Origin of the sequence: Rhodoplanes elegans (assembly GCF_016653355.1) — a bacterium.
Taxonomy (GTDB): Bacteria; Pseudomonadota; Alphaproteobacteria; order Rhizobiales; family Xanthobacteraceae; genus Rhodoplanes; species Rhodoplanes elegans.
Genome location: NZ_NHSK01000316.1, coordinates 1 through 24,178 on the forward strand (window position 1 = coordinate 1; position 24,178 = coordinate 24,178).

The 24,178-nt window shown below is 70.0% G+C and carries 24 protein-coding genes and 1 pseudogene; 12 read left to right on the plus strand and 13 right to left on the minus strand.

The window, feature by feature from the left end:
* Positions 1 to 442: pseudogene (locus tag CCR97_RS30965) on the minus strand (hypothetical protein); the annotation flags it as partial.
* A gap of 288 nt (positions 443 to 730) precedes the next feature.
* Between CCR97_RS30965 and CCR97_RS30970 the strand changes: the two are divergent.
* Complete coding sequence (locus CCR97_RS30970; RefSeq protein WP_111360140.1) at positions 731 to 1,183, plus strand: DUF305 domain-containing protein; 453 nt, start codon at positions 731 to 733, stop codon at positions 1,181 to 1,183.
* A gap of 3 nt (positions 1,184 to 1,186) precedes the next feature.
* Here CCR97_RS30970 and CCR97_RS30975 read toward each other — a convergent pair whose 3' ends face one another.
* A complete protein-coding gene (locus CCR97_RS30975) occupies positions 1,187 to 1,342 on the minus strand; it encodes a hypothetical protein (RefSeq protein WP_170146073.1) in 156 nt (51 codons plus the stop codon).
* Positions 1,343 to 1,540: 198 nt separating this feature from the next.
* On the opposite strand from CCR97_RS30975, the gene CCR97_RS30980 reads away from it, so the two are divergent.
* The 6 genes from CCR97_RS30980 to CCR97_RS31005 all read left to right on the plus strand — a co-directional run bounded on the left by CCR97_RS30980 (position 1,541) and on the right by CCR97_RS31005 (position 7,668).
* Complete coding sequence (locus CCR97_RS30980) at positions 1,541 to 2,113, plus strand: cytochrome c oxidase subunit 3 (RefSeq protein ID WP_111360139.1); 573 nt, start codon at positions 1,541 to 1,543, stop codon at positions 2,111 to 2,113.
* Position 2,114: 1 nt separating this feature from the next.
* Positions 2,115 to 2,387 (plus strand): cytochrome C oxidase subunit IV family protein, encoded by a 273-nt coding sequence (locus CCR97_RS30985; RefSeq protein ID WP_245429222.1) that lies wholly within the window; start codon positions 2,115 to 2,117, stop codon positions 2,385 to 2,387.
* Positions 2,388 to 2,556: 169 nt separating this feature from the next.
* Complete coding sequence (locus CCR97_RS30990; protein ID WP_111360138.1) at positions 2,557 to 3,009, plus strand: c-type cytochrome; 453 nt, start codon at positions 2,557 to 2,559, stop codon at positions 3,007 to 3,009.
* A gap of 210 nt (positions 3,010 to 3,219) precedes the next feature.
* The gene (locus CCR97_RS30995) at positions 3,220 to 4,566 is read left to right on the plus strand and encodes a cbb3-type cytochrome c oxidase subunit I (RefSeq protein WP_111360300.1); all 1,347 of its coding nucleotides are present in this window, start codon (positions 3,220 to 3,222) and stop codon (positions 4,564 to 4,566) included.
* A 154-nt stretch (positions 4,567 to 4,720) separates the two neighbouring features.
* Complete coding sequence (locus CCR97_RS31000) at positions 4,721 to 5,542, plus strand: CbbQ/NirQ/NorQ/GpvN family protein (RefSeq protein ID WP_111360302.1); 822 nt, start codon at positions 4,721 to 4,723, stop codon at positions 5,540 to 5,542.
* Between the two features lie 212 nt (positions 5,543 to 5,754).
* Positions 5,755 to 7,668 (plus strand): nitric oxide reductase activation protein NorD, encoded by a 1,914-nt coding sequence (locus CCR97_RS31005; RefSeq protein ID WP_201160222.1) that lies wholly within the window; start codon positions 5,755 to 5,757, stop codon positions 7,666 to 7,668.
* Between the two features lie 171 nt (positions 7,669 to 7,839).
* On the opposite strand, the gene CCR97_RS31010 is transcribed toward CCR97_RS31005, so the two are convergent.
* A complete protein-coding gene (locus CCR97_RS31010; RefSeq protein WP_111360185.1) occupies positions 7,840 to 8,493 on the minus strand; it encodes a hypothetical protein in 654 nt (217 codons plus the stop codon).
* 226 nt (positions 8,494 to 8,719) lie between these two features.
* On the opposite strand from CCR97_RS31010, the gene CCR97_RS31015 reads away from it, so the two are divergent.
* Together CCR97_RS31015 and CCR97_RS31020 are read left to right on the plus strand one after the other, a co-directional pair.
* Positions 8,720 to 8,938, plus strand: coding sequence for a hypothetical protein (locus CCR97_RS31015; RefSeq protein ID WP_111360186.1), 219 nt, complete (start codon positions 8,720 to 8,722; stop codon positions 8,936 to 8,938).
* A gap of 94 nt (positions 8,939 to 9,032) precedes the next feature.
* Positions 9,033 to 9,938, plus strand: coding sequence for an ROK family protein (locus tag CCR97_RS31020; protein ID WP_201160223.1), 906 nt, complete (start codon positions 9,033 to 9,035; stop codon positions 9,936 to 9,938).
* A 182-nt stretch (positions 9,939 to 10,120) separates the two neighbouring features.
* Here CCR97_RS31020 and CCR97_RS31025 read toward each other — a convergent pair whose 3' ends face one another.
* Positions 10,121 to 10,633 (minus strand): hypothetical protein, encoded by a 513-nt coding sequence (locus tag CCR97_RS31025; RefSeq protein ID WP_111360017.1) that lies wholly within the window; start codon positions 10,631 to 10,633, stop codon positions 10,121 to 10,123.
* 45 nt (positions 10,634 to 10,678) lie between these two features.
* Positions 10,679 to 11,371 (minus strand): AIM24 family protein, encoded by a 693-nt coding sequence (locus CCR97_RS31030; RefSeq protein ID WP_111360018.1) that lies wholly within the window; start codon positions 11,369 to 11,371, stop codon positions 10,679 to 10,681.
* A gap of 568 nt (positions 11,372 to 11,939) precedes the next feature.
* Between CCR97_RS31030 and CCR97_RS31035 the strand changes: the two genes are divergently transcribed.
* Both CCR97_RS31035 and CCR97_RS31040 read left to right on the plus strand, forming a co-directional pair.
* Positions 11,940 to 13,649, plus strand: a complete 1,710-nt coding sequence (locus tag CCR97_RS31035; RefSeq protein WP_201160224.1) for a methyl-accepting chemotaxis protein — start codon at positions 11,940 to 11,942, stop codon at positions 13,647 to 13,649.
* 606 nt (positions 13,650 to 14,255) lie between these two features.
* Complete coding sequence (locus CCR97_RS31040; protein ID WP_244670778.1) at positions 14,256 to 16,481, plus strand: methyl-accepting chemotaxis protein; 2,226 nt, start codon at positions 14,256 to 14,258, stop codon at positions 16,479 to 16,481.
* A 256-nt stretch (positions 16,482 to 16,737) separates the two neighbouring features.
* On the opposite strand, the gene CCR97_RS31045 is transcribed toward CCR97_RS31040, so the two are convergent.
* The 8 genes from CCR97_RS31045 to CCR97_RS31080 form a co-directional block, all read right to left on the minus strand.
* The gene (locus CCR97_RS31045) at positions 16,738 to 16,956 is read right to left on the minus strand and encodes a hypothetical protein (RefSeq protein ID WP_111359352.1); all 219 of its coding nucleotides are present in this window, start codon (positions 16,954 to 16,956) and stop codon (positions 16,738 to 16,740) included.
* 57 nt (positions 16,957 to 17,013) lie between these two features.
* Positions 17,014 to 17,202, minus strand: a complete 189-nt coding sequence (locus tag CCR97_RS31050) for a hypothetical protein (RefSeq protein WP_111359353.1) — start codon at positions 17,200 to 17,202, stop codon at positions 17,014 to 17,016.
* Between the two features lie 41 nt (positions 17,203 to 17,243).
* Complete coding sequence (locus tag CCR97_RS31055) at positions 17,244 to 17,438, minus strand: hypothetical protein (RefSeq protein WP_111359354.1); 195 nt, start codon at positions 17,436 to 17,438, stop codon at positions 17,244 to 17,246.
* A gap of 187 nt (positions 17,439 to 17,625) precedes the next feature.
* Positions 17,626 to 19,425 (minus strand): single-stranded-DNA-specific exonuclease RecJ, encoded by a 1,800-nt coding sequence (gene recJ / locus CCR97_RS31060; protein ID WP_111359355.1) that lies wholly within the window; start codon positions 19,423 to 19,425, stop codon positions 17,626 to 17,628.
* Positions 19,426 to 19,618: 193 nt separating this feature from the next.
* Complete coding sequence (gene glpX / locus CCR97_RS31065) at positions 19,619 to 20,641, minus strand: class II fructose-bisphosphatase (RefSeq protein ID WP_201160225.1); 1,023 nt, start codon at positions 20,639 to 20,641, stop codon at positions 19,619 to 19,621.
* A 48-nt stretch (positions 20,642 to 20,689) separates the two neighbouring features.
* Positions 20,690 to 22,033, minus strand: coding sequence for a homoserine dehydrogenase (locus CCR97_RS31070; RefSeq protein WP_111359231.1), 1,344 nt, complete (start codon positions 22,031 to 22,033; stop codon positions 20,690 to 20,692).
* 35 nt (positions 22,034 to 22,068) lie between these two features.
* Entirely contained in the window at positions 22,069 to 23,286 is a 1,218-nt protein-coding gene (locus CCR97_RS31075; protein ID WP_111359230.1) for an LL-diaminopimelate aminotransferase, read from the minus strand.
* 124 nt (positions 23,287 to 23,410) lie between these two features.
* Entirely contained in the window at positions 23,411 to 23,662 is a 252-nt protein-coding gene (locus CCR97_RS31080) for a hypothetical protein (RefSeq protein WP_111359229.1), read from the minus strand.
* A gap of 206 nt (positions 23,663 to 23,868) precedes the next feature.
* Here CCR97_RS31080 and CCR97_RS31085 point away from each other — a divergent pair.
* A partial coding sequence (locus CCR97_RS31085; RefSeq protein ID WP_201160226.1) for a hypothetical protein occupies positions 23,869 to 24,178 on the plus strand: 310 nt, incomplete at its 3' end.

A 24,178-nucleotide genomic window follows, 5' to 3' on the forward strand; every position in this document is an offset into this window, starting at 1 on the left:
TCTCCGTCGTCCACGCACGGGCAACCTGCGGCCGGGGCGTTCGTTCCTGGACACCTCCCTTCGCGCCAGCCGGCGGGTCAGCCGTCCGGCCGGTGCGCGGATCGACCGGACGCCCCTCCTCCTGGCCGGGCGCCTGCTGGCCCGGAGCCTGGCGGCCACGGCCGCGCGGATCGGCCGGGGCGGCGCCGCCGGCGCCGGCCAGATAGGCGGCGAGCGCGCCCGCATTGGCGGGGCTCGACGTGTAGTGCTCGCGCAGGAAGCGCGCGACGCTCGACGGATCGCGCCCACGCGACAGGCCGGAGGCCGACTTGTGGCAGGCCGAGCAATCCGACGTGAACATCTGGGCCGGCGACTTGCCGGCGGTCAGGTCGGTCTGTGCCGTCGCACCCGTCGGGACGAGCCCGCAGGCCAGGAGCCCGGCCCACGCGATCGCTTTCAGCACCCGTCGCATCCCCTCGAACCTCTCGCTTCTCGCGCAAATTGCAGCGTCGCGCGCCACGGCTCCGCCGCGCGAATCAACGCGCCGGCCGCCCGGCCGGGCGGCGCCGACTACCTATCGCCGGCGCAGTTGCGAGGCAAATTCTGGCATCTCGAAGGCTTCTCGGAGCTGGGGATGGCGCCCGCTCGCGCACCGGCCGGACGGCTGACCCGCCGGCTGGCGCGAAGGGAGGTGTCCAGGAACGAACGCCCCGGCCGCAGGTTGCCCGTGCGTGGACGACGGAGAGGCGCGATGACGGGATCCTATCTGCGGTTCGCGGCCATGATCGCCACCTCCACGGTGGTGATGTTCGGCCTCATGTATCTGAACACCTACGCGCTCGACCACGTGTTCTTCAGCGAGACGCGGGCCTTCGCGGCGCTCTACATGGGCGCTGCCATGGCCGTGATCATGCTCGCCTTCATGCTCGGCATGTACGCGAACCGAAGCGCGAATGTCGCGATCCTGGTCGGAGCCGTCGTGGTGTTCGGCGCCGCCCTGCTCCTGCTGCGCAGCCAGGCCACGGTCGAGGACGTCGCCTACATGAAGGCGATGATCCCACACCACTCGATCGCGGTGCTCACCAGCTCGCGGGCGAACATCACGGATCCGCGGGTGCGCGAGCTCGCCGACAAGATCATCGAGTCGCAGATGCGCGAGATCGCGGAGATGAAGGCGCTGGTCGCCGAACTCGAGCAGCGCTGACCGTCACTGCGTGAAGAACAGCACCGCCGCGATGACGACCGAGGCGGCCACCGCGACCACGGCGCCGGTGGTGCGCACCGCCCCCATCCGGCGCAGCGCGATCGCGAACACGATGATGATCGGCGTCGCGACCATCAAGCCGAGCTGGGCGTCGGTCATAGCGTCTCCTCAGGGGCTTTCGCGACCGGGTGCGGCCCGCGATCACCCTTCGACGTAAACCCGCGCGCCGCTGCCGACCTTGCCGGCCGACAAACAGGCGGGCCGTAGCGCCTGCGATCGCACCACTGTTTGCCGACCCGCAAAGATCGTCCCCTCCCCGGCCGCTTAGCTGCCTCCGGACCCGAGCGGAGGACAGGGATGACGGCCGAGACCGACACGACCGAGTCCGGCTGGGGGGTGCTCGACGGGCTGCCCGGCCACCCGATGATGTGGGTGCTGATCGTCAGCGAGCTCGCGGTGTTCGGCATCCTGATCACGAGCGTCGCCGTAGTCCGGCTGGTCCGGCCGGTCGAGGCGGCCGCCACCCAGGCGCTGCTCGATCCGCGCCTCGCCTTCGTCAACACGCTGGTGCTGATCGTCAGCGGCTGGCTGGCGGCCCGCGCGGCCGTGGCGGCCCGGGCCGGTGCGCGTCCGGCGACCCGCCGCCGGCTCGCCGGCGCGATGGCGCTCGGAACCGCCTTCATCCTGATCAAGCTTCTCGAATACGCCGGAGAGTTCGGTGCCGGGCTCGATCCCGAGGCGAGCGGCTTTTCGACCCTCTATGTGCTGATCACCGGCTTTCATCTCCTGCATGTCGGGCTCGGCATCGTCATCCTCGCCGTCGTGGCGCCGAGGGCCGAGGCCGACGCGGTCGAGACCGGGACGGCCTTCTGGCACATGGTCGACCTCGTCTGGCTGATGATCTTCCCCGTCCTCTATCTGGTGCGCTGACGTGCCGTCCCGTTCCCGCTCCGGCCCGGACGCCGCCGTCGTGCTGCTGATCGGCCTCGCGGTCGCGAGCCTCGCCGTCACGATGGTGCTGCCTTACGGCGCGGCCGCGAGCGCGCTCGTCCTCGCCGCCGCCGTGCTGAAGGGCCGCGTCGTCGTGCTCGACTTTCTCGGCTTGAGAGACGCGCCGGCCGTCTGGCGCGGGCTCATCGTCGGCTGGGTGGTGCTGATCGGGACGATCGCCTGGCTCGCCGCGACGGCGTCGCTGCTGCGCTGAAGCCCCCGTCGTCTCGGTTCCGGCCATTCGCCGCGTTCGGCCATTCGCCGCGTTGCTTGCCGTTCGGCAAAGAACGACCGACCGGCGCTGGTACGGTTTCGCCGTCTTCAGATCCCCTCGCCCGCACGTCTCGCGCGCACTTCGCATGTCAGGTCGGAAAGGACCCGCGATGGCCGAACGCCTCACCACATCCGCGGCCCGGAACGTCTTCTACGGCGGCTCGGCCTTCTTCTTCGCGATCTTCGTCGGGCTGACGGCCCACAGCCATTGGTACATCGCGAACGTCTCGACCGACGCGGCGACGCTGACGCCGAGCGTCGCCCGCGGCAAGCACGTGTGGGAGAAGCACTCCTGCATCAACTGCCACACGCTGCTCGGCGAGGGCGCCTATTTCGCCCCGGAGATCGGCAATGTCTGGGACCGCTGGGGTGGCAAGGAGGATCCGGCCGCCGCCCGCGAGATGGTGAAGGCCTGGATGCAGTCGCAGCCTTCCGGCGCCGAGGGCCGCCGCCAGATGCCGCAGTTCCATCTCACCGACCAGGAGCTGAACGACCTCGCCGACTTCCTGGAGTGGACGAGCCGCATCAAGACCCAGAGCTGGCCGCCCAACAAGGCGGGGTGAGGCATCCACACGCCCCCCCCGTCACCCTGAGGTGCCCGGCGCAGCCGGGCCTCGAAGGGCGACGGCCCGAGACTCCCGGGCCGGCATCCTTCGAGGCTCGCGCCCGGACGGCGCAAGGCGCCGCCGGGCCCGAGCACCTCAGGATGACGGCTCACTTCGACCGGCGTTGGCAGCGCGCGCTGCCTGTCTTCACAAAACAGAGACCTCGCCATGACCTACAAATCCCAACGCGTCGCGCTCCTGTACTTCTACGGCGCCCTCGCGCTGTTCGTCGCCCAGATCACGTTCGGCGTCGTCGCCGCGACCATCTACGTGCTGCCCAACACGCTCTCCGAGCTCCTGCCGTTCAACATCGTCCGGATGATCCACACCAACGCGCTGATCGTCTGGCTGCTGATGGGCTTCATGGGCTGCACCTACTACCTGCTGCCCGAGGAGACCGAGACCGAGCTGTTCTCGCCGCTGCTCGCGAAGATCCAGTTCTGGATGTTCTTCGTGGCCGCCGGCGTCGCCGTGGTCGGCTATCTGTTCAAGATCCACGAAGGCCGCGAGTTCCTCGAGCAGCCCTTCGTCATCAAGGTCGGCATCGTCGTGATCGTTCTGATGTTCCTGTTCAACATCACCATGACGGCGCTCAGAGGCCGCAAGACGGTGGTGACCAACATCCTTCTGTTCGGCCTCTGGGGCCTCGCCGTCTTCTTCCTGTTCTCCTTCTACAATCCGAAGAACCTGGCGGTCGACAAGATGTACTGGTGGTACGTCGTGCATCTTTGGGTCGAGGGCGTGTGGGAGCTGATCATGGCCTCGGTGCTGGCCTTCCTGATGATCAAGCTCAACGGCATCGACCGCGAGGTGGTCGAGAAGTGGCTGTACGTCATCATCGGCCTCGCCCTGTTCTCCGGCATCCTCGGCACCGGCCATCACTACTACTGGATCGGCGCGCCCGGCTACTGGCAGTGGATCGGCTCGCTGTTCTCCACGCTCGAGGTCGCGCCGTTCTTCACCATGGTGCTGTTCACGGTGCAGATGACCTGGAAGGCCGGCCGCAAGCATCCGAACCGTGCCGCGCTCCTGTGGTCGGTCGGCTGCTCGGTGATGGCGTTCCTCGGCGCCGGCGTGTGGGGCTTCCTGCACACGCTATCCTCGGTCAACTACTACACGCACGGCACCCAGGTGACGGCGGCGCACGGGCACCTCGCCTTCTTCGGCGCCTATGTGATGCTCAACCTCGCCATGATGGCCTATGCGTTCCCGCAGCTCAAAGCCCGCGCGCCCTACAACCAGGCGCTCTCGATGGCGAGCTGCTGGATCATGTGCGCCGCCATGATGACGATGACGTTCGCCCTCACCTTCGCGGGCGTCGTCCAGGTGCATCTGCAGCGCGTGCTCGGCCAGGGCTTCATGGACGTGCAGGATCAGCTCGCCCTGTTCTACTGGGTGCGGCTCGGCTCCGGCGTGGTCGTGGTGATCTCGGCCCTGATGTTCGTCTGGGCGATCCTGGTGCCCGGACGCGAGACGCAGGACGCCCCGCGCGGCGTCCTGCAGCCGGCCGAATAGGCCGAGATGCCCATCGACCGTCACCCTGAGGTGGCCGCGCAGCGGCCCTCGAAGGGCGACGGCCCGGGCCGCCCGTCCTTCGAGGCCCGGCTTCGCCGGGCACCTCAGGACGACGGTCGAAACGCAGTCGACCGAGACTGACAGGAGACCCTCCATGAAGCCCCTGCTCCACGCCGTCGAGTCGTCGGGTGCCGCGTCGCCCGCGATCCCGTTCTACGCTCCCGCCGGCAACGAATGCGCCCTGTTCGAGCTCGCCTGGCGGCGGCGCCTGCCGCTCCTGCTGAAAGGCCCGACCGGTTGCGGCAAGACGCGCTTCGTCGCCCACATGGCGGCGCGTCTCGGCCTGCCGCTGCACACCGTCGCCTGTCACGACGACCTCTCGGCCGCCGATCTCACCGGACGTTATCTGCTGAAGGGCGGCGACACGGTGTGGACCGATGGTCCGCTCACCCGGGCGGTGCGCGAGGGCGGCGTCTGCTATCTCGACGAGATCGTCGAGGCGCGCAAGGACGTCGCCGTGGTGCTGCATCCGCTCACCGACGACCGCCGGATCCTGCCGCTGGAGCGCACCGGCGAGGAGCTTTCGGCGCCCCAGAACTTCATGCTCGTGGTCTCCTACAATCCCGGCTACCAGAGTCTCCTCAAGGCGCTCAAGCCGTCGACGCGCCAGCGCTTCGTCGCGATCGAGTTCGATTTCCTGCCCGCCGAGCAGGAGATCGCCGTCGTCACCGCCGAGAGCGGCCTGCCGGCCGACCAGGTGCGTCCCTTGGTGAAGCTCGCCGCACGCCTGCGCGCGCTGAAGGGCCAAGACCTCGAGGAAGGCGTCTCGACCCGCCTCGTCGTCTACGCGGCCGGCCTGATCGCCGCCGGCCTGACGCCGGCCGAGGCCGTACGCGCCGCCATGATCGAGCCGCTCACCGACGAGCCCGACGTCCGCGCCGCGCTGGTCGAGGTGGCACGGGCCGTGGTGGGGTGAAGCCGCAGCGTGCACCCACCCTCTCCCCTCACCCTGAGGTGGCCGCGCAACGCGCGGCCCTCGAAGGGCGAGGCCGAGGCGTCGCCACGCGGTAACTGCACTGCCTCGGGCCACATCCTTCGAGGCCCGGCGGAGTTTACACTCGGGCCGCGCGAAGCGCGGACCCGGGTGCCGGGCACCTCAGGATGAGGTGATATGCAAAGTGAGACGTCATGCTCGACTTTCTCGAACTGGAAGAGACGGTCGGCCGCGCCTGGCATCGCCTCGTCGGCGGCGTCGCGAGCTGGCCGAGCCATCCGGAGCACGCGGCGACGCTCGCCGCGATGCGCGGCCCGCTCGCCGTGATGTTCCGCGGCCTCGGCGGCGAGCCCGGCGTGCAGCTCGCCGGGGCCGGTGCGCGAAAATTCGGCCACCGGCTCGGCTGGCGCCAACGCATCGGGCTCGGCGAGGAGCGGCTGGAGCAGCCGGGTCGCGACGCCGCGACGCTGTTCCTGCCGGAGCGCATCGCGCTCTACCCCGATCACGATCTCAACGTCGCGCTCTATCGCTGGCTCGCCGCGTGGTTCGCCGTGGTGACGCTCGACACGCTCGACGAACCGGATCTCCTGCGCCGCGACCTGCTGCTGCTGCGCCGCGCGCGCACGACCGTGCAGAGAGTGCTGAAGACGTTTCCCGGGCTCGCCGAACCTTATCGGGTCCTGTGTCTCGCCACCGCGGCGGCGCGGCCGGCGCGGCCGCTGCCGCGCACCGAGCAGGAGATGGAGCAGATCGTGCTGGCGCTGCTCGGCGCCGTCGATCCGCCGCGCGATAGCCTGTGGCTCGCCGTCACCGCGGACGGGCCGCTGCCGCCGCACGGGCCGGTCGGCTATCAGCCGCTCATGCCCTGCCCGTTGTGGGGCGACGCCTGGACGCGGGCGCCCGGCGCGCCGCGCGACGCCGCCGACGATCCGGGCGGTGCCGCCGCCGCGGCCGCACCGGAGACGAAAAAGCGCTTCGCCACACGCCTGCAGGAGGACGAGAAGAAGCAGCGCGACCCGTTAGCGCTCAATCGGTTCGAGAAGATTCTCGCGATGGCCGAGATGGTCAATGTCGCGCGCCCCGAAGACGAGAGCGAGGACGAGGACGCCCAGAAAGCCGCCGACGAACTGGAGGAGCTGACCGTCGGCCAGCGCAGCGGCAAGCCGGCGACGAAGCTGAAATTCGATCTCGATCTGCCGCCCGACGCCGTCGACGGCACGCGGTTGACCGCCGACCTCACCTACCCGGAGTGGGATTATCGCAAGCAAACTTATTGGCCGGACCATTGCCGTGTGCTCGCAGGCCCCGCCAAGGAGGACGGCGAGCAGTGGGCGCCCGACGAGACCGCGCGACAGCACGTGCGGCGTGTGCGAAAGCAGTTCGAGGCGCTGCGCCCGCGCCACGAGATTCTTCGCGCGCAACAAGACGGCCCCGATCTCGATCTCGACGCGCTGGTGCGCGCCCGCTGCGATCTGCGCGCCGGCGGCGCCGGCTCCGACCGCATCCACCTCGCGGTGCGGCCGCAGGGCCACGATCTCGCCGTCACGCTGCTGGTCGACGTGTCGCTGTCCACCGACGCCTGGGTCGACGGCCGCCGCGTGCTCGACGTCGAGAAGGAGGCGCTGCTGGTGCTGGCGCACGGGCTCGCCGCGTGCGGCGACCGCCACAGCATCCTCACCTTCACGTCGCGCAAGCGGAGCTGGGTCCGGGTGGACACCGTGAAGGACTTTTCCGAGCCGATGAGCGCCCGGGTCGAGCAACGGATCGGCGCGCTCCAGCCCGGCTACTACACCCGCATCGGCGCCGCGATACGTCACGCCACCAGAAAGCTCGGCGAGGAGCCGAGCCGCAAGAAGCTCCTGCTGGTGCTGACCGACGGCAAGCCGAACGACGTCGACCATTACGAGGGCCGCTTCGCCGTCGAGGACACGCGCAAGGCCGTGCAGGAGGCGCGCCGGACCGGCCTCACGGTGTTCGGCGTCACCATCGACGCGACGGCGCAGTCCTACTTCCCGACGCTGTTCGGCCGCGGCGGCTACGCCATCGTCTCCGACATCGGCAAGCTGCCGGCGGCGCTGCCGGCGATCTATCGGCAGCTGGTGCGGTAGGGGCGGCGCGCCATGCCAGAGACTCGTGTCCCGGGCGCGGCGCAAAGCGTCGCGAACCGGGACCCAGGGGCGATCAGGTAAGGACTTGGCCGTGCCGCCCCTGGGCCCCGGCTCTGCGGCGCAGCGCGATGCGCTGCGCCTTGTCCGGGGCACGCGGGCACAGACCCTGCCCTACCCGCCCGCCTTCCAGCGCGCGACCGGCCACACGTCGGGCAGCTCGCCGTGATTGTGGGTCCACGGGTCGACGGTCCATTCGGCGCCCGACTTGATCTCGGTGATCACCGCCGTGTAGTGCGGCCCGCCGCCGGTGAGCAGCCGCGAGATCGGCTGGCCGACGCGATGGTGCTTCATCAGGCCGAGCTCCTGCAGCACGATCAGCAGCGACGTGGTGTTGACGGTCGCGTCGATGCAGTCGAACTGGGTGCGGTCGTTGGCGTGGCCGAGGCCGCCGGCCCGCGCCTTCGCCTTGGCCGTGCCGGTGAGCGGGGCGACGCGCTTCTCGAACCACACCTCGGTCTTGGCGATGGCGGCGCGCTCGGCCGCCGGCGAGGCCCGCCCGGCCGCCATCAGGCTCGCCATCTGGGCACGGTCGCCCGGGCCGAGGCCGATCTCGGTGCGGAAGGCGCAGCCGAAGCCGTGACAGAAGATCACCCGGCTGACCACCGGCATCGGCAGCGACACGGTCTGCAGGAAGGCGGTGGCGCCCGCATCGATCTCGCCGGCCGTCGCGGCGCCGGGCGCGCCCGCCCCGACCATCGTCGCGACGACGGCCGCCAGCGCCCCCCGCCGGGCGAACGGCCCGACACCTCGTCCGATCGCGCGCATCCCGTCCCCCTCGCGCCGTTTCGGCGAAGGATGGCGGAACCTCCGCCGCGGTCAAGCTTTGCACCCCGAACGGCGGACGACCGGGCCGCGACCGTTGCGCGGCCGCATCACCGGCCTGCGGTGACCGGTCGCGCCGATCGGCCCGCGCGACTTGATCTCGGTCAACCGGCGGCGGCGCGGTTCTGGTTGGCTTCCGGCGTTCGATCCATCAGCGAAGGAGCGGAGCATGTACCGGGTCTACAGCGCGCCGGCCGGCGCGGACGACATCTCGCCGCTGGAGCGGGACAAGCTTCTCCACAAGGACGCCGCCAGCATGGACGAGGCGATCGGCTGGGCCGCCCATATGAGCCGCACCGGCCACGCCGTGCTGCTGATCGAGGGCGACGACGGCACCATGCTGGGCGCCGGCGAGATCGCCAGCGCGCTGCGCCAGCGCATGAGCTGAATCGGTCGCCGAGCCCGCCCAGCCGCCTCCGTCGCCGTTGCGCCTTCGTTGCCATGATGGCATCGCTGCTCCGTGAGGCGGACGCGGGGACGGCATGCGGATCGGGATCGATCTCGGCGGCACCAAGATCGAGGCGCTGGCGCTCGGCGACGACGGCGCCGCGTTGTTCCGCCGGCGCGTGCCGACGCCGGCCGGCGACTATCCCGGCACGCTCGCGGCGATCGCCGGCCTCGTCGCCGCGGCCGAGGCGACGCTCGGAGAGCGCGGCACGGTCGGTATCGCGACGCCGGGCGCGATCTCGCCGGCGACCGGGCTCCTGAAGAACTCCAACAGCACCGTCCTCAACGGCCGGCCGCTCGACCGTGATCTCGCGGAAAAGCTCGGGCGGGTGGTGCGGCTGGAAAACGACGCCAACTGCTTCGCCGTGTCGGAGGCGACCGACGGCGCCGCCGCGGGCGCGCGTGTCGTGTTCGGCGTCATCCTCGGCACCGGGGTCGGCGGCGGCGTCGTGGTCGACGGCCGTGTCGTCGGCGGCCGCAACGGCATCGCCGGCGAGTGGGGGCACGCGCCCCTGCCCTGGCCGCGCGACGACGAGCGCCCCGGCCCGGCCTGCTATTGCGGCCGCCACGGCTGCCTGGAGACGTTTCTGTCCGGCCCCGGCTTCGCCCGCGATTTTCTGCGCACGAGCGGGCGCGCGGCGGCCGCGGGCGACATTGTCGCCGCCGCGGCGGCGGGCGACCCGGTCGCGAAAAAGTGCTTCGAGGATTATCTCGACCGGCTGGCGCGCGGGCTCGCCATGGTGGTCGACGTGCTCGACCCGGACGTGATCGTACTGGGCGGCGGCCTCTCCAACATCGACGCGCTCTACGCCGCGCTGCCGGCGCGCGTCGAGGCCTACGCCTTCACGGACCGGCTCGACACCGCGATCGTCAAGAACCGCCACGGCGACTCGAGCGGCGTGCGTGGCGCCGCCTGGCTGTGGTCGGCGGTAATGGAGTGATGCGAAGGCAGACCCGTTATCCTTTTTGCCGCGTCGAGCATCAGCCTCGACCCGTCATCCTGAGGTGCCCGGCGAAGCCGGGCCTCGAAGGAGGCGGCCCGGGCCGTCGCCCTTCGAGGCTCGACCTGCGGTCGAGCACCTCAGGGTGACGGGGGAAGTGACGATCGTATGGAGTCCATGCATCACTTCGCTCGCTCCAGGCAGCGCTCTTGCTCGGCGAGCGCGCCGGGCAGGCCGGCGAGGTCGAGGGTCCAGCGGCGGTCGCCGGCCGTGATGGTCACCGGCCCCGGGGCGAGGGCGCGAAGCAGCCGCGGCGTCTCCGGGGCGCGCGGGTCGGCCGAGGCGACGGCCGGGCCGGTCACCCGGGCCGGAATCGTGCCGACCACCCGGCCGCCCTGATCGAAGGCGAGCGCGACCGACGATGCCCCCGTGCCGGGCGCCGGCGGCGCGGTTTGATCGACCACCATCACTACGGTCTCGTCGCCGCTCCGGACCACCGTGAAGCCGAAGCCGTGCGGCGTCTCGCCGGCCTTGGCGGTGGAGCACACCTTCGCCCCGTCCGGATGGGTGCGCAGCTCGGTGAGCCAGCCGCCGTCGGTGCGCCAGGCGCCCTGGAGGGCACCGGCCGCCTGCGCCGAGAGCGCCAGGGTCGGCGCCAGGCACAGCGCGAGCGCGATCGTCTTCGTCGTGATCATCGTCGGTCCTCGGGTCGTCGGTCGTTTGGTGGTGTGGTCGTCCGTTCAGCCCTGCTTGCCCGGCAGATAGGGCGCCACCGCGTGGGCGAGACCGGCCGTGGTCAACGTCTGCAGCCACACCTTGCCGGGGCCGACCAGGCGGGCGAGGAAGAGCCCGTCGCCGCCGAACAGCGCGTTGCGCACGCCCTTGATGGTGGTGATCTCGAAGCCGACGCTCGCCTCGAACATGCCGACATGGCCCGGGTGAACGAGGAGTTGCCGGCCGGCCTCCAGCGTGTACCCGACGATCTCGCCGCCGAGCTCGATCCACGCCTTGCCGCTGCCGGCGACGCGCTGGAGCACGAAGCCCTCGCCGCCGAACAGGCCGCCGAGCGCGGTCTGGGCCGCCGTCGTGATCTCGATGCCCGGGGTGCCGCAGACGAAGCCGTGCCGGTGCGCCAGCATGGGCCGGTCGGGGCCGATCTCGACCTCGACGATCTCGCCGGGCAGATGCGCCGCGAACGCGACGAGCCCCGGGCCGCGGCCCGCCTCGAAGCGGGTCGTGAACAGGCCGCCGCCCGAGACGGCGCGGCTGACCAGCCCCCACATGCCGCCGCCCCCGGCGCCGCCCATGGAGGTGGTGAGCGTCACGTCGCCCGACATCCAGGAGAGCTGGTCGGGCACGCCGACGACGGCGTCGCCGGCGTCGAGCGCGATCTCGAGGACGGGCAGCGTGGTGCCGATGATTTTCGACTGCATCGCGAGGGGTCCGATCTGCGGGGGTTGGATCGCCGCGATGCTACCCACGAAGCCGAAAAAAGCTCCTTCCCGGTCGGCGCGATTCTTAGCGATCCCGTAAAGCAGGAGCGGCGTACCGGTGTGTCCGCGGCGGTGGACGATCCGCCTGTTTCGAACCATGGAACTGATTAGCTCGAGTCTAGCCTTCGCTCCCGCCGTCGCGGGATTGGCTAGTTCGAAGTGGCGCGTTCCGCGGGGTGCGCGTCGCAACGTCGGGCCATTCGTGGTTAATACCGAGGTATTGGAAACCACACTCCGCCATCTATACTGCTTTCGCTCCACGCTTATTTTCTGAAAACAATTTTTAATCGATTTGGCTCAGAAGTGTTGAGACGCGGACATTGTCACCCGTGTGGTCCGCTTCCCGCCGACTCGGTCGAGCCCGGCCCGCGTCCCCTGCCCCGCCGCCCAGGTGCCCGGAGCAGCCAGGAAAGCCACCTTCGTCACGGTGTCCGCAACACGCGGATTACCGGTACCCTCCGCGTGCCGCTGCGGCGCGCGGACCCACGCCTGCCTGCTGGAGCCGTCGATGTCCCTGCTGTCCAAGGTCCGAATCCTTCCCAAAATCCTGTCGGTCATCGCGCTCCTCGGCGTGGCCGCCGTGGTGATCAGCGTCATCTCGCTCAACGCCCTGTCGACGCTGTCCGACGTGGCTCGTCAGGCCGAGCTGGCGGGCGAGAAGAACACCCTGTCGTCGCAGCTCAACATCAACCTGCTGGCGATGAACCGGGCCGAGTACCGCATCAACGCCCAGCCCCGGCCCGAGATCATCCAGGACGCGACGGGTCGCATCGAGCGCGAGCGCAAGCAGTTCGAGGAGCGTTACGAGCTGCTCAAGAAGCTCGCCTCGACCGAGCTGGACCGGCGCTTCCTCGCCGATTTCAGCCCGATGGCCGCAGCCTACTTCAAGGAGCTGGACGCTACCGTCAGCTTCGTGCGCGGCATGTCGCTGCCGCCGTCGGCCGAGACGATCGAGAAGCTCAACCGGGAGGTCGTGCTGAGTCGCGAGGCGCAGGAGAAGGCCCGCACCCGCACCCGGGAGTACTTCACCGAGCTCGGCAAGCAGGTGAAGGAGCTGTCGGCCCAGGGCGAGCAGACCGCCGCGAGCGGCCGCAACACGATCATCACGGTGGCCTCGGTCGGCATCCTCGGCGCGCTGGCGCTCGGCTTCTTCATCGGCCAGTTCGGCATCGCCCGCCCGATCGGCGCGTCGGTCGCGAGCCTGCAGACCCTCGCCAAGGACGACTTCTCGATCGAGATCGCCGGCTCCGACCGCGGCGACGAGGTCGGCGACATCGCCAAGGCGGCCCTGGTGTTCAAGCAGAACGGCCTCGACAAACAGCGCATGCAGCGCGAGCAGAAGGAGGCCGAGCAGCGCGCCATCGCCGACCGCAAAGCCGACATGCAGAAGATGGCCAACAACTTCGAGGCCGCCGTGGGCGAGATCATCAACACGGTGTCGTCCGCCTCGACCGAGCTGGAGGCCGCCGCCGGCACCCTCACCCGCACGGCCGAGACGACCCAGGGCCTCGCGACCCGGGTCGCCTCCGCCTCCGAGCAGGCCTCGACCAACGTGCAGTCGGTCGCTTCCGCCACCAACGAGATGTCCTCCTCGGTGCACGAGATCTCCCGCCAGGTGCAGGAGTCGAGCCGCATCGCCAACGACGCCGTCAAGCAGGCCGAGAAGACCGACGCCCGCATCACCGAGCTGTCGCAGGCCGCCAGCCGCATCGGCGACGTCGTCAAGCTGATCACGGCCATCGCCGAGCAGACCAACCTGCTGGCGCTGAACGCGACCATCGAGGCGGCGCGCGCCGGCGAGGCCGGCAAGGGTTTCGCCGTCGTCGCCAACGAGGTGAAGGCGCTGGCCGCCCAGACCGGCAAGGCGACGGGCGAGATCTCGAGCCAGATCACCTCGATGCAGGCGGCGACCCAGGACTCGGTCGGCGCCATCAAGGAAATCGGCGGCACCATCGGCCGCATCGCCGAGATCACGGCCACCATCGCGGCCGCCGTCGAGGAACAGGGCGCGGCGACCTCCGAGATCGCCCGCAACGTCCAGCAGGCGGCGAGCGGCACCACCGAGGTCGCCACCAATATCGGGGAGGTCGACCGCGGCGCCGCCGAGACCGGCTCGGCGTCTTCTCAGGTGCTCTCCTCGGCGCAGCAGCTGTCGGGCGAGAGCAACCGCCTCAAGCTCGAGGTCGGCAAGTTCCTCAACACGATCCGGGCCGCGTAGCCGCCCCACCGGCGTGGTCCGTCTGGCTCGGCTCCGAGCCCAGAACAGAGCGGCAGAAAGCCGCCGGCGTTGAAATCACCCTCGAGCCCGGGCCAGAACGGCCCGGGCTTTTTCTTTGATGACGATGAATACCAGCGGCCTCCGCCCCTTACTCTCACCGTCACCCTGAGGTGCTCGACCGCAGGTCGAGCCTCGAAGGGCGACGGCATCGATCTCGGGCTCGCCCGAGATCGACACACTTGAAGCCCAGTCGGCGACGCCGACTTGGGTGGCCGCATCCTTCGAGGCTCGCCTGCGGCGAGCACCTCAGGATGACGGTCGAGGTGCAGGGCCGCTGTTAAAAGTCCGGGGCGTTCAGATTTGAGCAGCTCATGCACTATCCGAATAAGTTCTAATACAAAGGATAGAGCTGACTACCCGACACCGTTCTGAAATTCCAAAATACGTAATTGTGCAGAGCTGAATTGCAGCCGATTCAGGGCTGGTCGCCAGAAATTTTTATCGATTTCTCGGCAATTCTCACGTCGTAACGGTCCCGGCATACCCCTGCGGCGACTCGACTCGTGCCCCCTCGTCAGGGTCATCCGTCTCGAGTGTCGCCGGCCCATGGCCCAGCACATCGACGTCGAGGCTCTGCTCATGAAGCTCCCATCGTTCATCGCCAAATCGATTCAGGCGAAGATCGCCTCGCTGGCCGGCGTCTGCCTGGTCGGCACGGCCGGCGTGCTGGTCGGCTACGGCGTGCTCTCCTCCTCGTGGAACAACCAGTTCGTCGACCAGAACGTCTCCTCGCTGCTCGAGCGGAACGGCCGCGAGACGCTGCAGTATCTCGCGGCGCGCGAGGCGCGCGCCGTGCAGCGCGAGTTCACGGTGGCGCTGGTCGCGGCGCGCACCATGGCAGAGAGCTTCGCCGTGCTCGCCTCCACAAGCGGCGCGGCGACCCCGAACGAGGTGCGCCGCGACCAGCTCAACCGCATTCTGCTGGACGTGCTGAAGCAGAACCCGCAGCTCAACGGCACCTATTCGGCGTGGGAGCCCGGCGCGCTCGACGGCCGCGACGGCGAGTTCAAGAATCGCCGCGAGGCCGGCTCCGACGCCACCGGCCGGTTCCTGCCTTATTGGACGCGCGGACAGGACGGCAAGATCGCCATCCAGCCGCTGGTCGAGTACGACAGCCGCGACCGCCATCCCAACGGCGTGATGAAGGGCGGCTGGTACATCAGCCTTCAGGAAGGCGCCAAGGAGAGCGTGCTCGGCCCGCTGCCCTACATCGTGCAGGGCAAGAGCGTCTATCTCGCCACCCTGTCGGTCCCGGTGATGATCGACGGCAAGTTCCGCGGCCTCGCCGGCACCGACTTCAATCTGGACTTCGTCCAGAAGCTCGCCACCGACCTGAGCCGCAGCGTCTACGGCGGCAAGGGCGAGGCCGTGATCCTCAGCGACGAGGGCCTGATCGTTGCCCATTCCGGCCGCGGCGACCTGATCGGCCAACCGATGTCGACCTTCAACAAGAACGCCCAGGCCGATATCGCCCACATCAAGAAGGGCGAGGAATCGGTCGACCTCGACGCGCAGACCAAGATGCTGCGCGCCTTCGCTCCGATCTCCATGGGCCGCACCGGCAAGCCGTGGTCGGTGCTGATCCAGGTGCCGCACGACGTTGTGCTGGCCGACGCCCGCGCGCTCACCGACGCGCTGCATGCCCGCGACACCAGCACGATGGTCTGGCAGATCATCGTCGGCCTCGTCGTCGCGCTCGGCGCGATCGCGCTGATGTGGGTCGCGGCGCGCAGCATCTCGACGCCGATCCGCAAGAGCGTGACGTTCGCCGAGGGCATCGCGGCCGGCGATTTCGGCCGGCAGCTCGACGTCGAGCAGGCCGACGAGGTCGGCACGCTCGCCGCGACGCTGCGCCGGATGCGCGACGACCTGCAGCGCATGATCGCGCAGCGCGCCGACGACCAGGCCAAGGCCGAGGCGCAGCGCCGCACCGAGATGCGCAGCCTCGCCGACGGCTTCGAGGCCGCGGTGGGCGAGATCGTCGACACGGTGTCCTCGGCCTCCGGCGAGCTCGAGCGCGCCGCCGGCACGCTCACCCGCACGGCCGAGACGACGCAGCGTCTCTCGACCCGAGTCGCGTCGGCCTCCGAGCTCGCCTCGACCAACGTGCAGTCGGTCGCCTCCGCCACCAACGAGATGGCCTCCTCGGTGCACGAGATCAGCCGTCAGGTGCAGGAGTCGAGCCGCATCGCCAACGATGCCGTCAAGCAGGCCGAGAAGACCGACAACCGCATCACCGAGCTGTCGCAGGCGGCGGCCCGCATCGGCGATGTCGTGAAGCTGATCACGGCCATCGCCGAGCAGACCAATCTGCTGGCGCTCAACGCGACCATCGAAGCGGCGCGCGCCGGCGAGGCGGGCAAAGGCTTCGCCGTGGTCGCCCAGGAGGTGAAGGCGCTCGCCGCGCAGACCGGCAAGGCGACCGGCGACATCTCGGCGCAGATCACCGGCATGCAGGCGGCGACCCAGGACTCGGTCGCGGCCATCAAGGAGATCGGCGGCACCATCGGCCGCATCGCCGAGATCTCCGCCTCGATCGCCGCGGCGATCGAGCAGCAGGGCGCCGCCACCCAGGAGATCGCCCGCAACGTGCAGCAGGCGGCGGTCGGCACCACCGATGTGGCGAGCAACATCGGCGAGGTCGACCGCGGCGCCACCGAGACCGGCTCCGCGTCGTCGCAGGTGCTCTCCTCGGCGCAGTCGCTGTCCGGCGAGAGCAACCGGCTGAAGGCGGAGGTGGGCAAGTTCCTGTCCAACATCCGCGCCGCCTGAGCGGCACTTCGCTCCGGCGCCTCCCGCCGAAGCGATGGATCGACATGCAAAGGCCCGGGCTCACGCCCGGGCCTTTTTCGTCACGGCCTTGTCCGCTGCAGTCGCCCTGCGCTCCGCTCATCCCCGCGCAAGCGGGGATCCAGGGTTTCTCTGCCGTGTCGCCCTGGATCCGCGCCTTCGCGGGGACGAGCGGAGATGGAGACCAATTCATGGAAGCCGGAAGCGCCATATATCCAGTTGATCGATACCGGCCGCGCTACTCGTCGACGAGCCGGTCGGTGCTATGATCCTGGAACTGCTCGGTCTGGAGGAATTTTCCGTCGCGGCCGCGCTCGTCGGAGTGGAGGGACTTGTCACGGTTGGACAGCACCATGTTGTCGGGCAGCACGTCCTTGTCGATATCGGTCGTCGCGCCCGAGCCGTCGCGCTTGCCTTGCGCCCCGACGCCCATGTGCTTCTTGCTGGCATTGGCCATGTCATCATCTCCGACTGTGCTTCTCGATGATCTCACCCGCGGTGCGGGAGGAACGGATCATTTCCGGCCGGGATCGTGGGTGTGGTGACTGTCGGCGACGCCGCCGCCACCGGAGACGTCGCTGCGGCTGCGCTGCAGATCGGCCTTCGGAGGCTTCAGATCCTCGCGTGGCACGTCGGCGTCCTGATGCGACGATCCGGGGCCGCCCTGGCGGATGCTGTTGGGATGCTTTTCCGAGGTGGACATCGCCTCTCCTGCTCGGCGGTCTCGCGGTCGGTGACCGTCGGTCACCGATCCTGCTGATAACCCTGGTGCGTGGTGTTGATCTTGCTGTTGCCCTGGCGGCCCTGCTGGTCGACGTTCTTGTCGGCGAGCTGCCGGGTCTTGCTCGGCGTGCCGGCGGAGACGTCCGGCGCGTTGGCGTCGCCGGTGCCGTGCGGGCTCTGGTTCTCGGCGGGAACGGGCGGCGGCTTGGCGGTCATGCGGTGCCTCCTTGTCGGTCCGCGGCGACGAACGCCGCGGCGCGTTGCAGGGGGCCAACGCCCCGGCCCGACAATGGGTCCAAGATGCTCGACAGCGACCCGCGACGGCGAGTCGCGACGTGAGACGCGCGACGCGCGACGGCGGCAGGATGATGAGGATGCGACGCGCCGATCGGCGCAGCCCGGTTCAGCGCAAGCCCGTCGGCTCGCTCGCGGCGACGTCGAGGATGCGCAGCTGCGCGCGCTCGGCGCCCTGCCAGCGGTCGACGGCGAGGCAGCCGGCGACATGCACGCGCCGCCCGCGGCTCTCCAGCAGCGCGCGACCGAGCGGCTGGCCGGCGGCCCGGAATGCGATCGCCTCGACGAAGGCGCCGTCGCCGCCCTTCAGCCGCACCTTCACATGCGCCTGCCCGACCTCGTCGGCGAATGCGACGGTGTGAGACGGCAGCGCGAGGATCGGCTCCGGATTACCGGAGCCGTAGGGTCCCGCCTGCGCCAGCGTGCGGCACAGATCCGGCGTCACGGCGGCGGCCGAGAGGGCGCCATCGATCTTGAGAGAGTGATCACGTCGCGCCACCTCGACGGCCGCCGCCAGAGTCTCTTCCAGAAACGCCCGGAAGGCGCCGAGCGCCGACTTCCTGAGCGTCACGCCGGCCGCCATGGCGTGCCCGCCGCCCTTCACCAGCAGCCCCGCGTGCAGGGCCTGCTTGACGGCACGGCCGAGATCGACGCCGGGAATCGAGCGGCCCGAGCCGGTGCCGGTCTCGCCCGGCTCCATGGCGATGGCGAAGGCCGGGCGGCCGAACCGCTCCTTCAGCCGCGCCGCGACGAGGCCGACGACGCCGGGATGCCAGCCGGCCGCCGCCGTCACCACGACGGCGCTCTTCTCCTCGAGGCCGAGCGCCGCCATCGCCTCCGCCTCGGCCTCGGCGACCGCGGTCTGCTCGATCACCTGGCGCTCGCGGTTGAGCCGGTCGAGCTCGGCCGCGATGGTCTGCGCCTCGACCGGATCGTCGAGCGTCAACAGCCGGGCACCGAGATCCGCCCGCCCGATCCGTCCGCCCGCGTTGATGCGCGGGCCTAGCAGGAAGCCGAGATGCCAAGCCTCCGGCGGGCCGTTGAGGCGCGCCACGTCCATCAGTGCGGTGAGGCCGACGCGCTCGCGCCGCTTCATGCCGATCAGGCCCTTGGCCACGAAGGCGCGGTTCAGCCCGATCAGCGGGACGACGTCGGCGACGGTGCCGAGCGCGACGATGTCGACGTACTCGAGGAGATCGGGCTGCGGGCGCAGCTCGCTCCAGAAACCGCGGCGGCGCAGCGCGCGGACCAGCGCCACCACGGTCATGAACACGAGCCCGACGGCGCACAGATGCCCGAGCTTGGAGAGGTCGTCCTGGCGATTGGGGTTCACCAGCGCGACGGCGGGCGGCAGCGTCTCGTCCGCCATGTGATGGTCGACCACCACCACGTCGACGCCGAGTCTCTTCGCCTCCTCGAACGGCTCGAAGCTCGACGTGCCGCAGTCGACCGCGACGATCAGCCTGGTCTTTCGCGCCGCGATCTGGCGGATCGCCTCGACGTTCGGGCCGTAGCCTTCGAAGATCCGGTCCGGGATGTAGATGTCGGGATCGAGGCCGCACTGGCGCAGCACCAGCGTCATCAGGGCGCTCGCCGTCGCGCCGTCGACGTCGTAGTCGCCGAACACGGTGACGCGCTCGCCCCGCTCCACCGCGTCGGCGAGGCGTGCGGCCGCCGCTTCCATGTCGGTCAGCACGGCGGGGTCCGGCATCAGTCGGCGGATGGTCGGATCGAGATGCGCCGGCACGTCGTCCGGCTCGACGCCGCGGCCGGCGAGCACGCGGGCCAGGAGCTCCGGGGTGCCGTGCCGCTGCACGATGGCGACCGCCCGCTGGGCGGCGCGCTCGTCCAGCCGGTCGCGCCACACGCGCCCGGTGGCGGATTTTTCCACGCCGAGGAAGGGGGTCATGCGAGGGCGCCCGTGGCCGGTCGGGCGTCGCGCACGCCCTGTCCTCCCCTCGTCCTGAGGAGCGGACCGAAGGTCCGCGTCTCGAAGGACGCGGCCCCTGCTGGACCGCCGCGGGGCCACATGGTTCGAGACGCGCCCTTCGGGCGCTCCTCACCATGAGGGGCAGCGCTAACGAACGCGGCGGACGCCAGCCTCACCCCATCTGGAACTTCTGGAAGTGGCGGTGCTCGGCGCGGATCCAGCGCACCGTGCCGGTGGTGGAGCGCATCACCACGGTCTCGGTCTCGATGATGCCGGGGCGGAAGCGCACGCCGCGCAGGAGCGAGCCGGAGACGATGCCGGTGGCGGCGAACACGCAGTCGCCGGTGACCAGATCCTCGAGCTGATACTTCTTCTTCGGGTCCTTGATGCCCATCCGGCGCGAGCGCTCGCGCTTCTCCTCGTTGTCGAGGATCAGCCGGCCCTGGAACTGGCCGCCGATGCAGGACAGCGCTGCGGCGGCCAGCACGCCTTCCGGCGCGCCGCCGATGCCGAGATAGATGTCGACCCCGGTGGTCTCCGGATCCGCGGTGTGGATCACGCCGGCGACGTCGCCGTCGGAGATGAGCTGCACCGAGGCGCCGGTGCGCCGCACCGCCGCGATGAGATCGGCATGGCGCGGCCGGTCGAGGATCAGGGCCGTGATCTCCTCCGGCTTGACCCCCTTGGCCATGGCGAGCGCCCGGATGTTCTGCTCGGGCGGCGCGTCGAGATCGACCACGCCCTTGGAGTAGCCCGGGCCGATGGCGATCTTGTCCATGTAGACGTCGGGCGCGTTGAGGAGCGAGCCGCCCTCCGCCATCGCCATGGTGGCGATCGCGCCCGGCATCGCCTTGGCGCACAGCGTGGTGCCCTCCAGCGGGTCGACGGCGATGTCGACCTTGGGGCCCTTGCCGTTGCCGACATGCTCGCCGATGAACAGCATCGGCGCCTCGTCGCGCTCGCCCTCGCCGATCACCACAGTGCCGGAGATGGGCAGCCGGTTCAGCTCGCGCCGCATGGCGTCGACGGCGGCCTGGTCGGCGGCCTTCTCGTTGCCGCGGCCGCGCCACTGGGCGGCGGCGACGGCGGCCCGCTCGGTCACTCGGACGATCTCGATCGAGAGCACGCGGTCGAGAGTTTCGCGCTGGCGGGTGGCGGCGATCAGGTTCCGATCGCCTTTGACGACCTCGCTCATGCTCACGTCGAATCCTTTCAAAGCGACCGGAGCGCAGGGTCTCTCCGGTCAGTTCTTCTCGATGCGGATGACCTGAGGGTTACCCGCGATCACACCCCTGTTCTTGATCTCGCTCAACGCTTTGCGCACGGCGTCCTCGGTCGTGGCGTAGGTCACCAGGATGACCGGCGCGGGGGTCTGGGCGCTGTCCGGGCTGGAGCCGCCATGCGGCTCGCCGTTGCGGCGGCGCTGGACGATCGATTCGAGCGAAATGTGCTCGTCGGCGAGATGCTTGGCGATGGTGGCGAAGGTGCCGGGCCGGTCGACGGCGGCGAGCCGGATGTAGTAGCCGCCCTCGTGGCGCTGCATGGGCGCGCGGCGGCTGCCGATCAGCGCCTCGGTCGGGCGACCGAAGGGCGCGGCGCGCAGCCCGCGGGCGATGTCGGCGAGATCGGCGACCACGGCCGAGGCGGTCGCCGCCCCACCGGCGCCCGGTCCCACCAGGGTGATGGGCGGGAAGCCGGCCGGATCGACCGTCACGGCATTGGTGACGCCCATCACCTGGGCGAGCGGCGAATCGAGCCGCACCATGGTCGGGTGGACGCGCTGCTCGATGCCCTGCTCGGTGCGCACCGCGACGCCGAGCAGCTTGATTCGGTAGCCGAGCTCGGCCGCCGCCTCGAGATCCTCGGGCATGATCGACGAGATGCCCTCGACGAAGACCGCGTCGGGGTCGACCTGCACGCCGAAGGCGAGGCTCGCCAGGATGGCGATCTTCTGGGCCGTGTCGAAGCCCTCGACGTCGAAGGTCGGGTCGGCCTCGGCGTAGCCCAGCCGCTGCGCCTCGCGCAGACAGTCGGCGAAGGAGAGCTTCTCGCCCTCCATGCGCGACAGAATGTAGTTGCAGGTGCCGTTGAGGATGCCGTAGACGCGCTCGAACGAGTTGCCGGCGAAGCCTTCCCGCAGCGTCTTGACCACCGGAATGGCACCGCCGACCGCCGCCTCGAAATTGAGCGCCACGCCGTGCTTCTCGGCCAGCGTGGCGAGCGCCACGCCGTGGCGGGCGATCAGCGCCTTGTTGGCGGTGACGACCGGCTTGCCGGCCGACAGCGCCGCCTCGATGGCGGACTTCGCCGGATCACCGGCACCGCCCATCAGCTCGACGAAGGCGTCGATCTCCGGGTCGGCGGCGAGCGTCGCCGGGCTCGGGACGAAGCGCAGGCCCGGGATGCCGAGCGCGTGCATCTCGGCCTCGGCCTTGGCCGAGACCGCGACGAGCTTCACCGGGCGACCGCACCGCGTCGCCAGCACGTTGGACTCCGGCGCGTTCGACTCCTGCTTCTGCAGCAGGCGAGCGACCGAGCCACCGACGGTGCCGAGGCCCGCGAGACCGACTTTGAGCGGCGCAACCATTTCGAGAACGACCTGTCGAGCGGGAGAGTCGCGAGTCAGCGCGACTGAGCGAGGGGAACGACGTTGTGCAGCTTTTCGGGGCCGGTTTCAAGAAACCGCCGCAAGTTGCGCGCCGCCTGACGGATCCGCTGTTCGTTCTCCACTAACGCAATGCGAACGAAACCGTCGCCGTGCTCGCCGAAGCCGACGCCCGGCGCCACCGCCACCTCGGCCTTCTCGACCAACATGGTGGCGAACTCGATCGAGCCGAGCGTGTCGAACGGCTTCGGGATCGGGCACCAGGCGAACATCGAGGCGCGCGGCGGCGGCACGTCCCAGCCGGCCCGGCCGAAGCTCTCGACCAGCACGTCGCGGCGACGCTTGTAGGTCTCGCGCATCTCGCGGATGCAGTCCTCCGGGCCGTTCAGGGCCGCCGTGGCGGCGACCTGCACGGGCGTGAAGGCGCCGTAGTCGAGATAGGACTTCACCCGCGCCAGCGCCGCGATCAGCCGCTCGTTGCCGACCGCGAAGCCCATGCGCCAGCCGGGCATCGAGAAGGTCTTCGACATCGAGGTGAACTCGACCGCGACGTCGAAGGCGCCCGGCACCTGCAGCATCGAGGGCGGCGGGTTGTCGTCGAAATAGACCTCGGCATAGGCGAGGTCGGACAGCACGATGAGGTCGTGCTTCTTCGCGAAGGCGACGACGTCCTTGTAGAAGTCGAGATCGGCGACCTCGGCGGTCGGGTTCGACGGGTAGCAGACGACCAGCGCGGTCGGCTTCGGGATCGAGTGGGCGCAGGCGCGCTCGAGCGCGTGGAACAGCTCCGGCCCCGGGTTGCACGGCACCGAGCGGATGACACCGCCCGCCATCAGGAAGCCGAAGGCGTGGATCGGGTAGCTCGGATTCGGCACCAGCACGACGTCGCCCGGCGCCGTGATGGCCTGCGCCATGTTGGCGAAGCCCTCCTTCGAGCCGAGGGTGGCCACCACCTGGGTGTCGGGGTTGAGCTTCACGCCGAAGCGGCGGCCGTAATACGCCGCCTGGGCGCGGCGCAGGCCGGCGATTCCCTTGGAGGCGGAGTAGCGGTCGGTGCGGAACTTGCCCGCCGTCTCCTTCAGCTTCTCGACCACATGGGCCGGCGCCGGGAGGTCGGGATTGCCCATGCCGAGATCGATGATGTCGGCGCCATTGTTGCGGGCGGCGGCCTTGGCGCGGTTCACCTGCTCGAAAACGTAGGGCGGGAGACGGCGAATCCGATGAAATTCTTCCATGATGTCGAAAGCTCCGCTGCGAGATCGGTGCCTGACCGGCGCGTGCGGGGCTTTTAACACGACGATCGCCGGATCAGTAAAGGTGGGGAGCCGAACCGGAGAGGAAATCCGGTGCGGGGCCGGGTCAGCGCTCCTGCGTCTGGGCGGCTGTCCCGGCGCGCTTGGCGGCGGCGGCGCGGGCGGCGTCGAGGTCGGCCTGCACCTTCTTGCGCTCCGTCTCGGTGAGGGTGCGCTCGGCGCGGGCCTCGGGCATGTCGTTCACGGCCGGATAGCTCGGCGGCACGGCGGGACGCGCCGGGGCGTCGCTCGGCAGCCCGCCCATCTGCTGCGGCATTTCCGACAGAATGGAGGAGCAGCCCGCGACGGCCACGGCCACGGCGGCGAGGGCCGCCAGGGTGGGCAGCCGTCTCGGGAACCGATCCGCCCAAAGGTCACGTGGGCGCCGCGATACGCTTCTGGACATGGCGCGAAGTGACCAACATCTAAACTGTCGGATGAAACGCTGGGCTGATGGCTGCGGTACCGGCATAATATGTCCAAACCAAGGAGCCCTACCCGATGGATACCGCCCAGGAGAGGCCGATGACGCCGGACACGGACGAGCCGGAGGTCGCCCCGCTGCATGTCGAGGGACACGGGGCCGAGCCGGTCGCCCAGGCGGACACCGAGCCGGCGGCCACCGAGACGACGGGCAGTGGTGGCGAGGCGCTCGTCGAAGGCGCCTTGATCGCCGCCGAGGACGGCCTGCCGCCGCTGAGCTACGAGACACCGCCGCTGCCGGAGGCCGGTCCCGGGCCGACACCGCCCCACCGCGGCAACGGCCATGACACGTCGCCCGACGCGCTGACCGCCGTCCCGACCGCCGACGCCACCCCGCCGGAGGGGTTCGAGA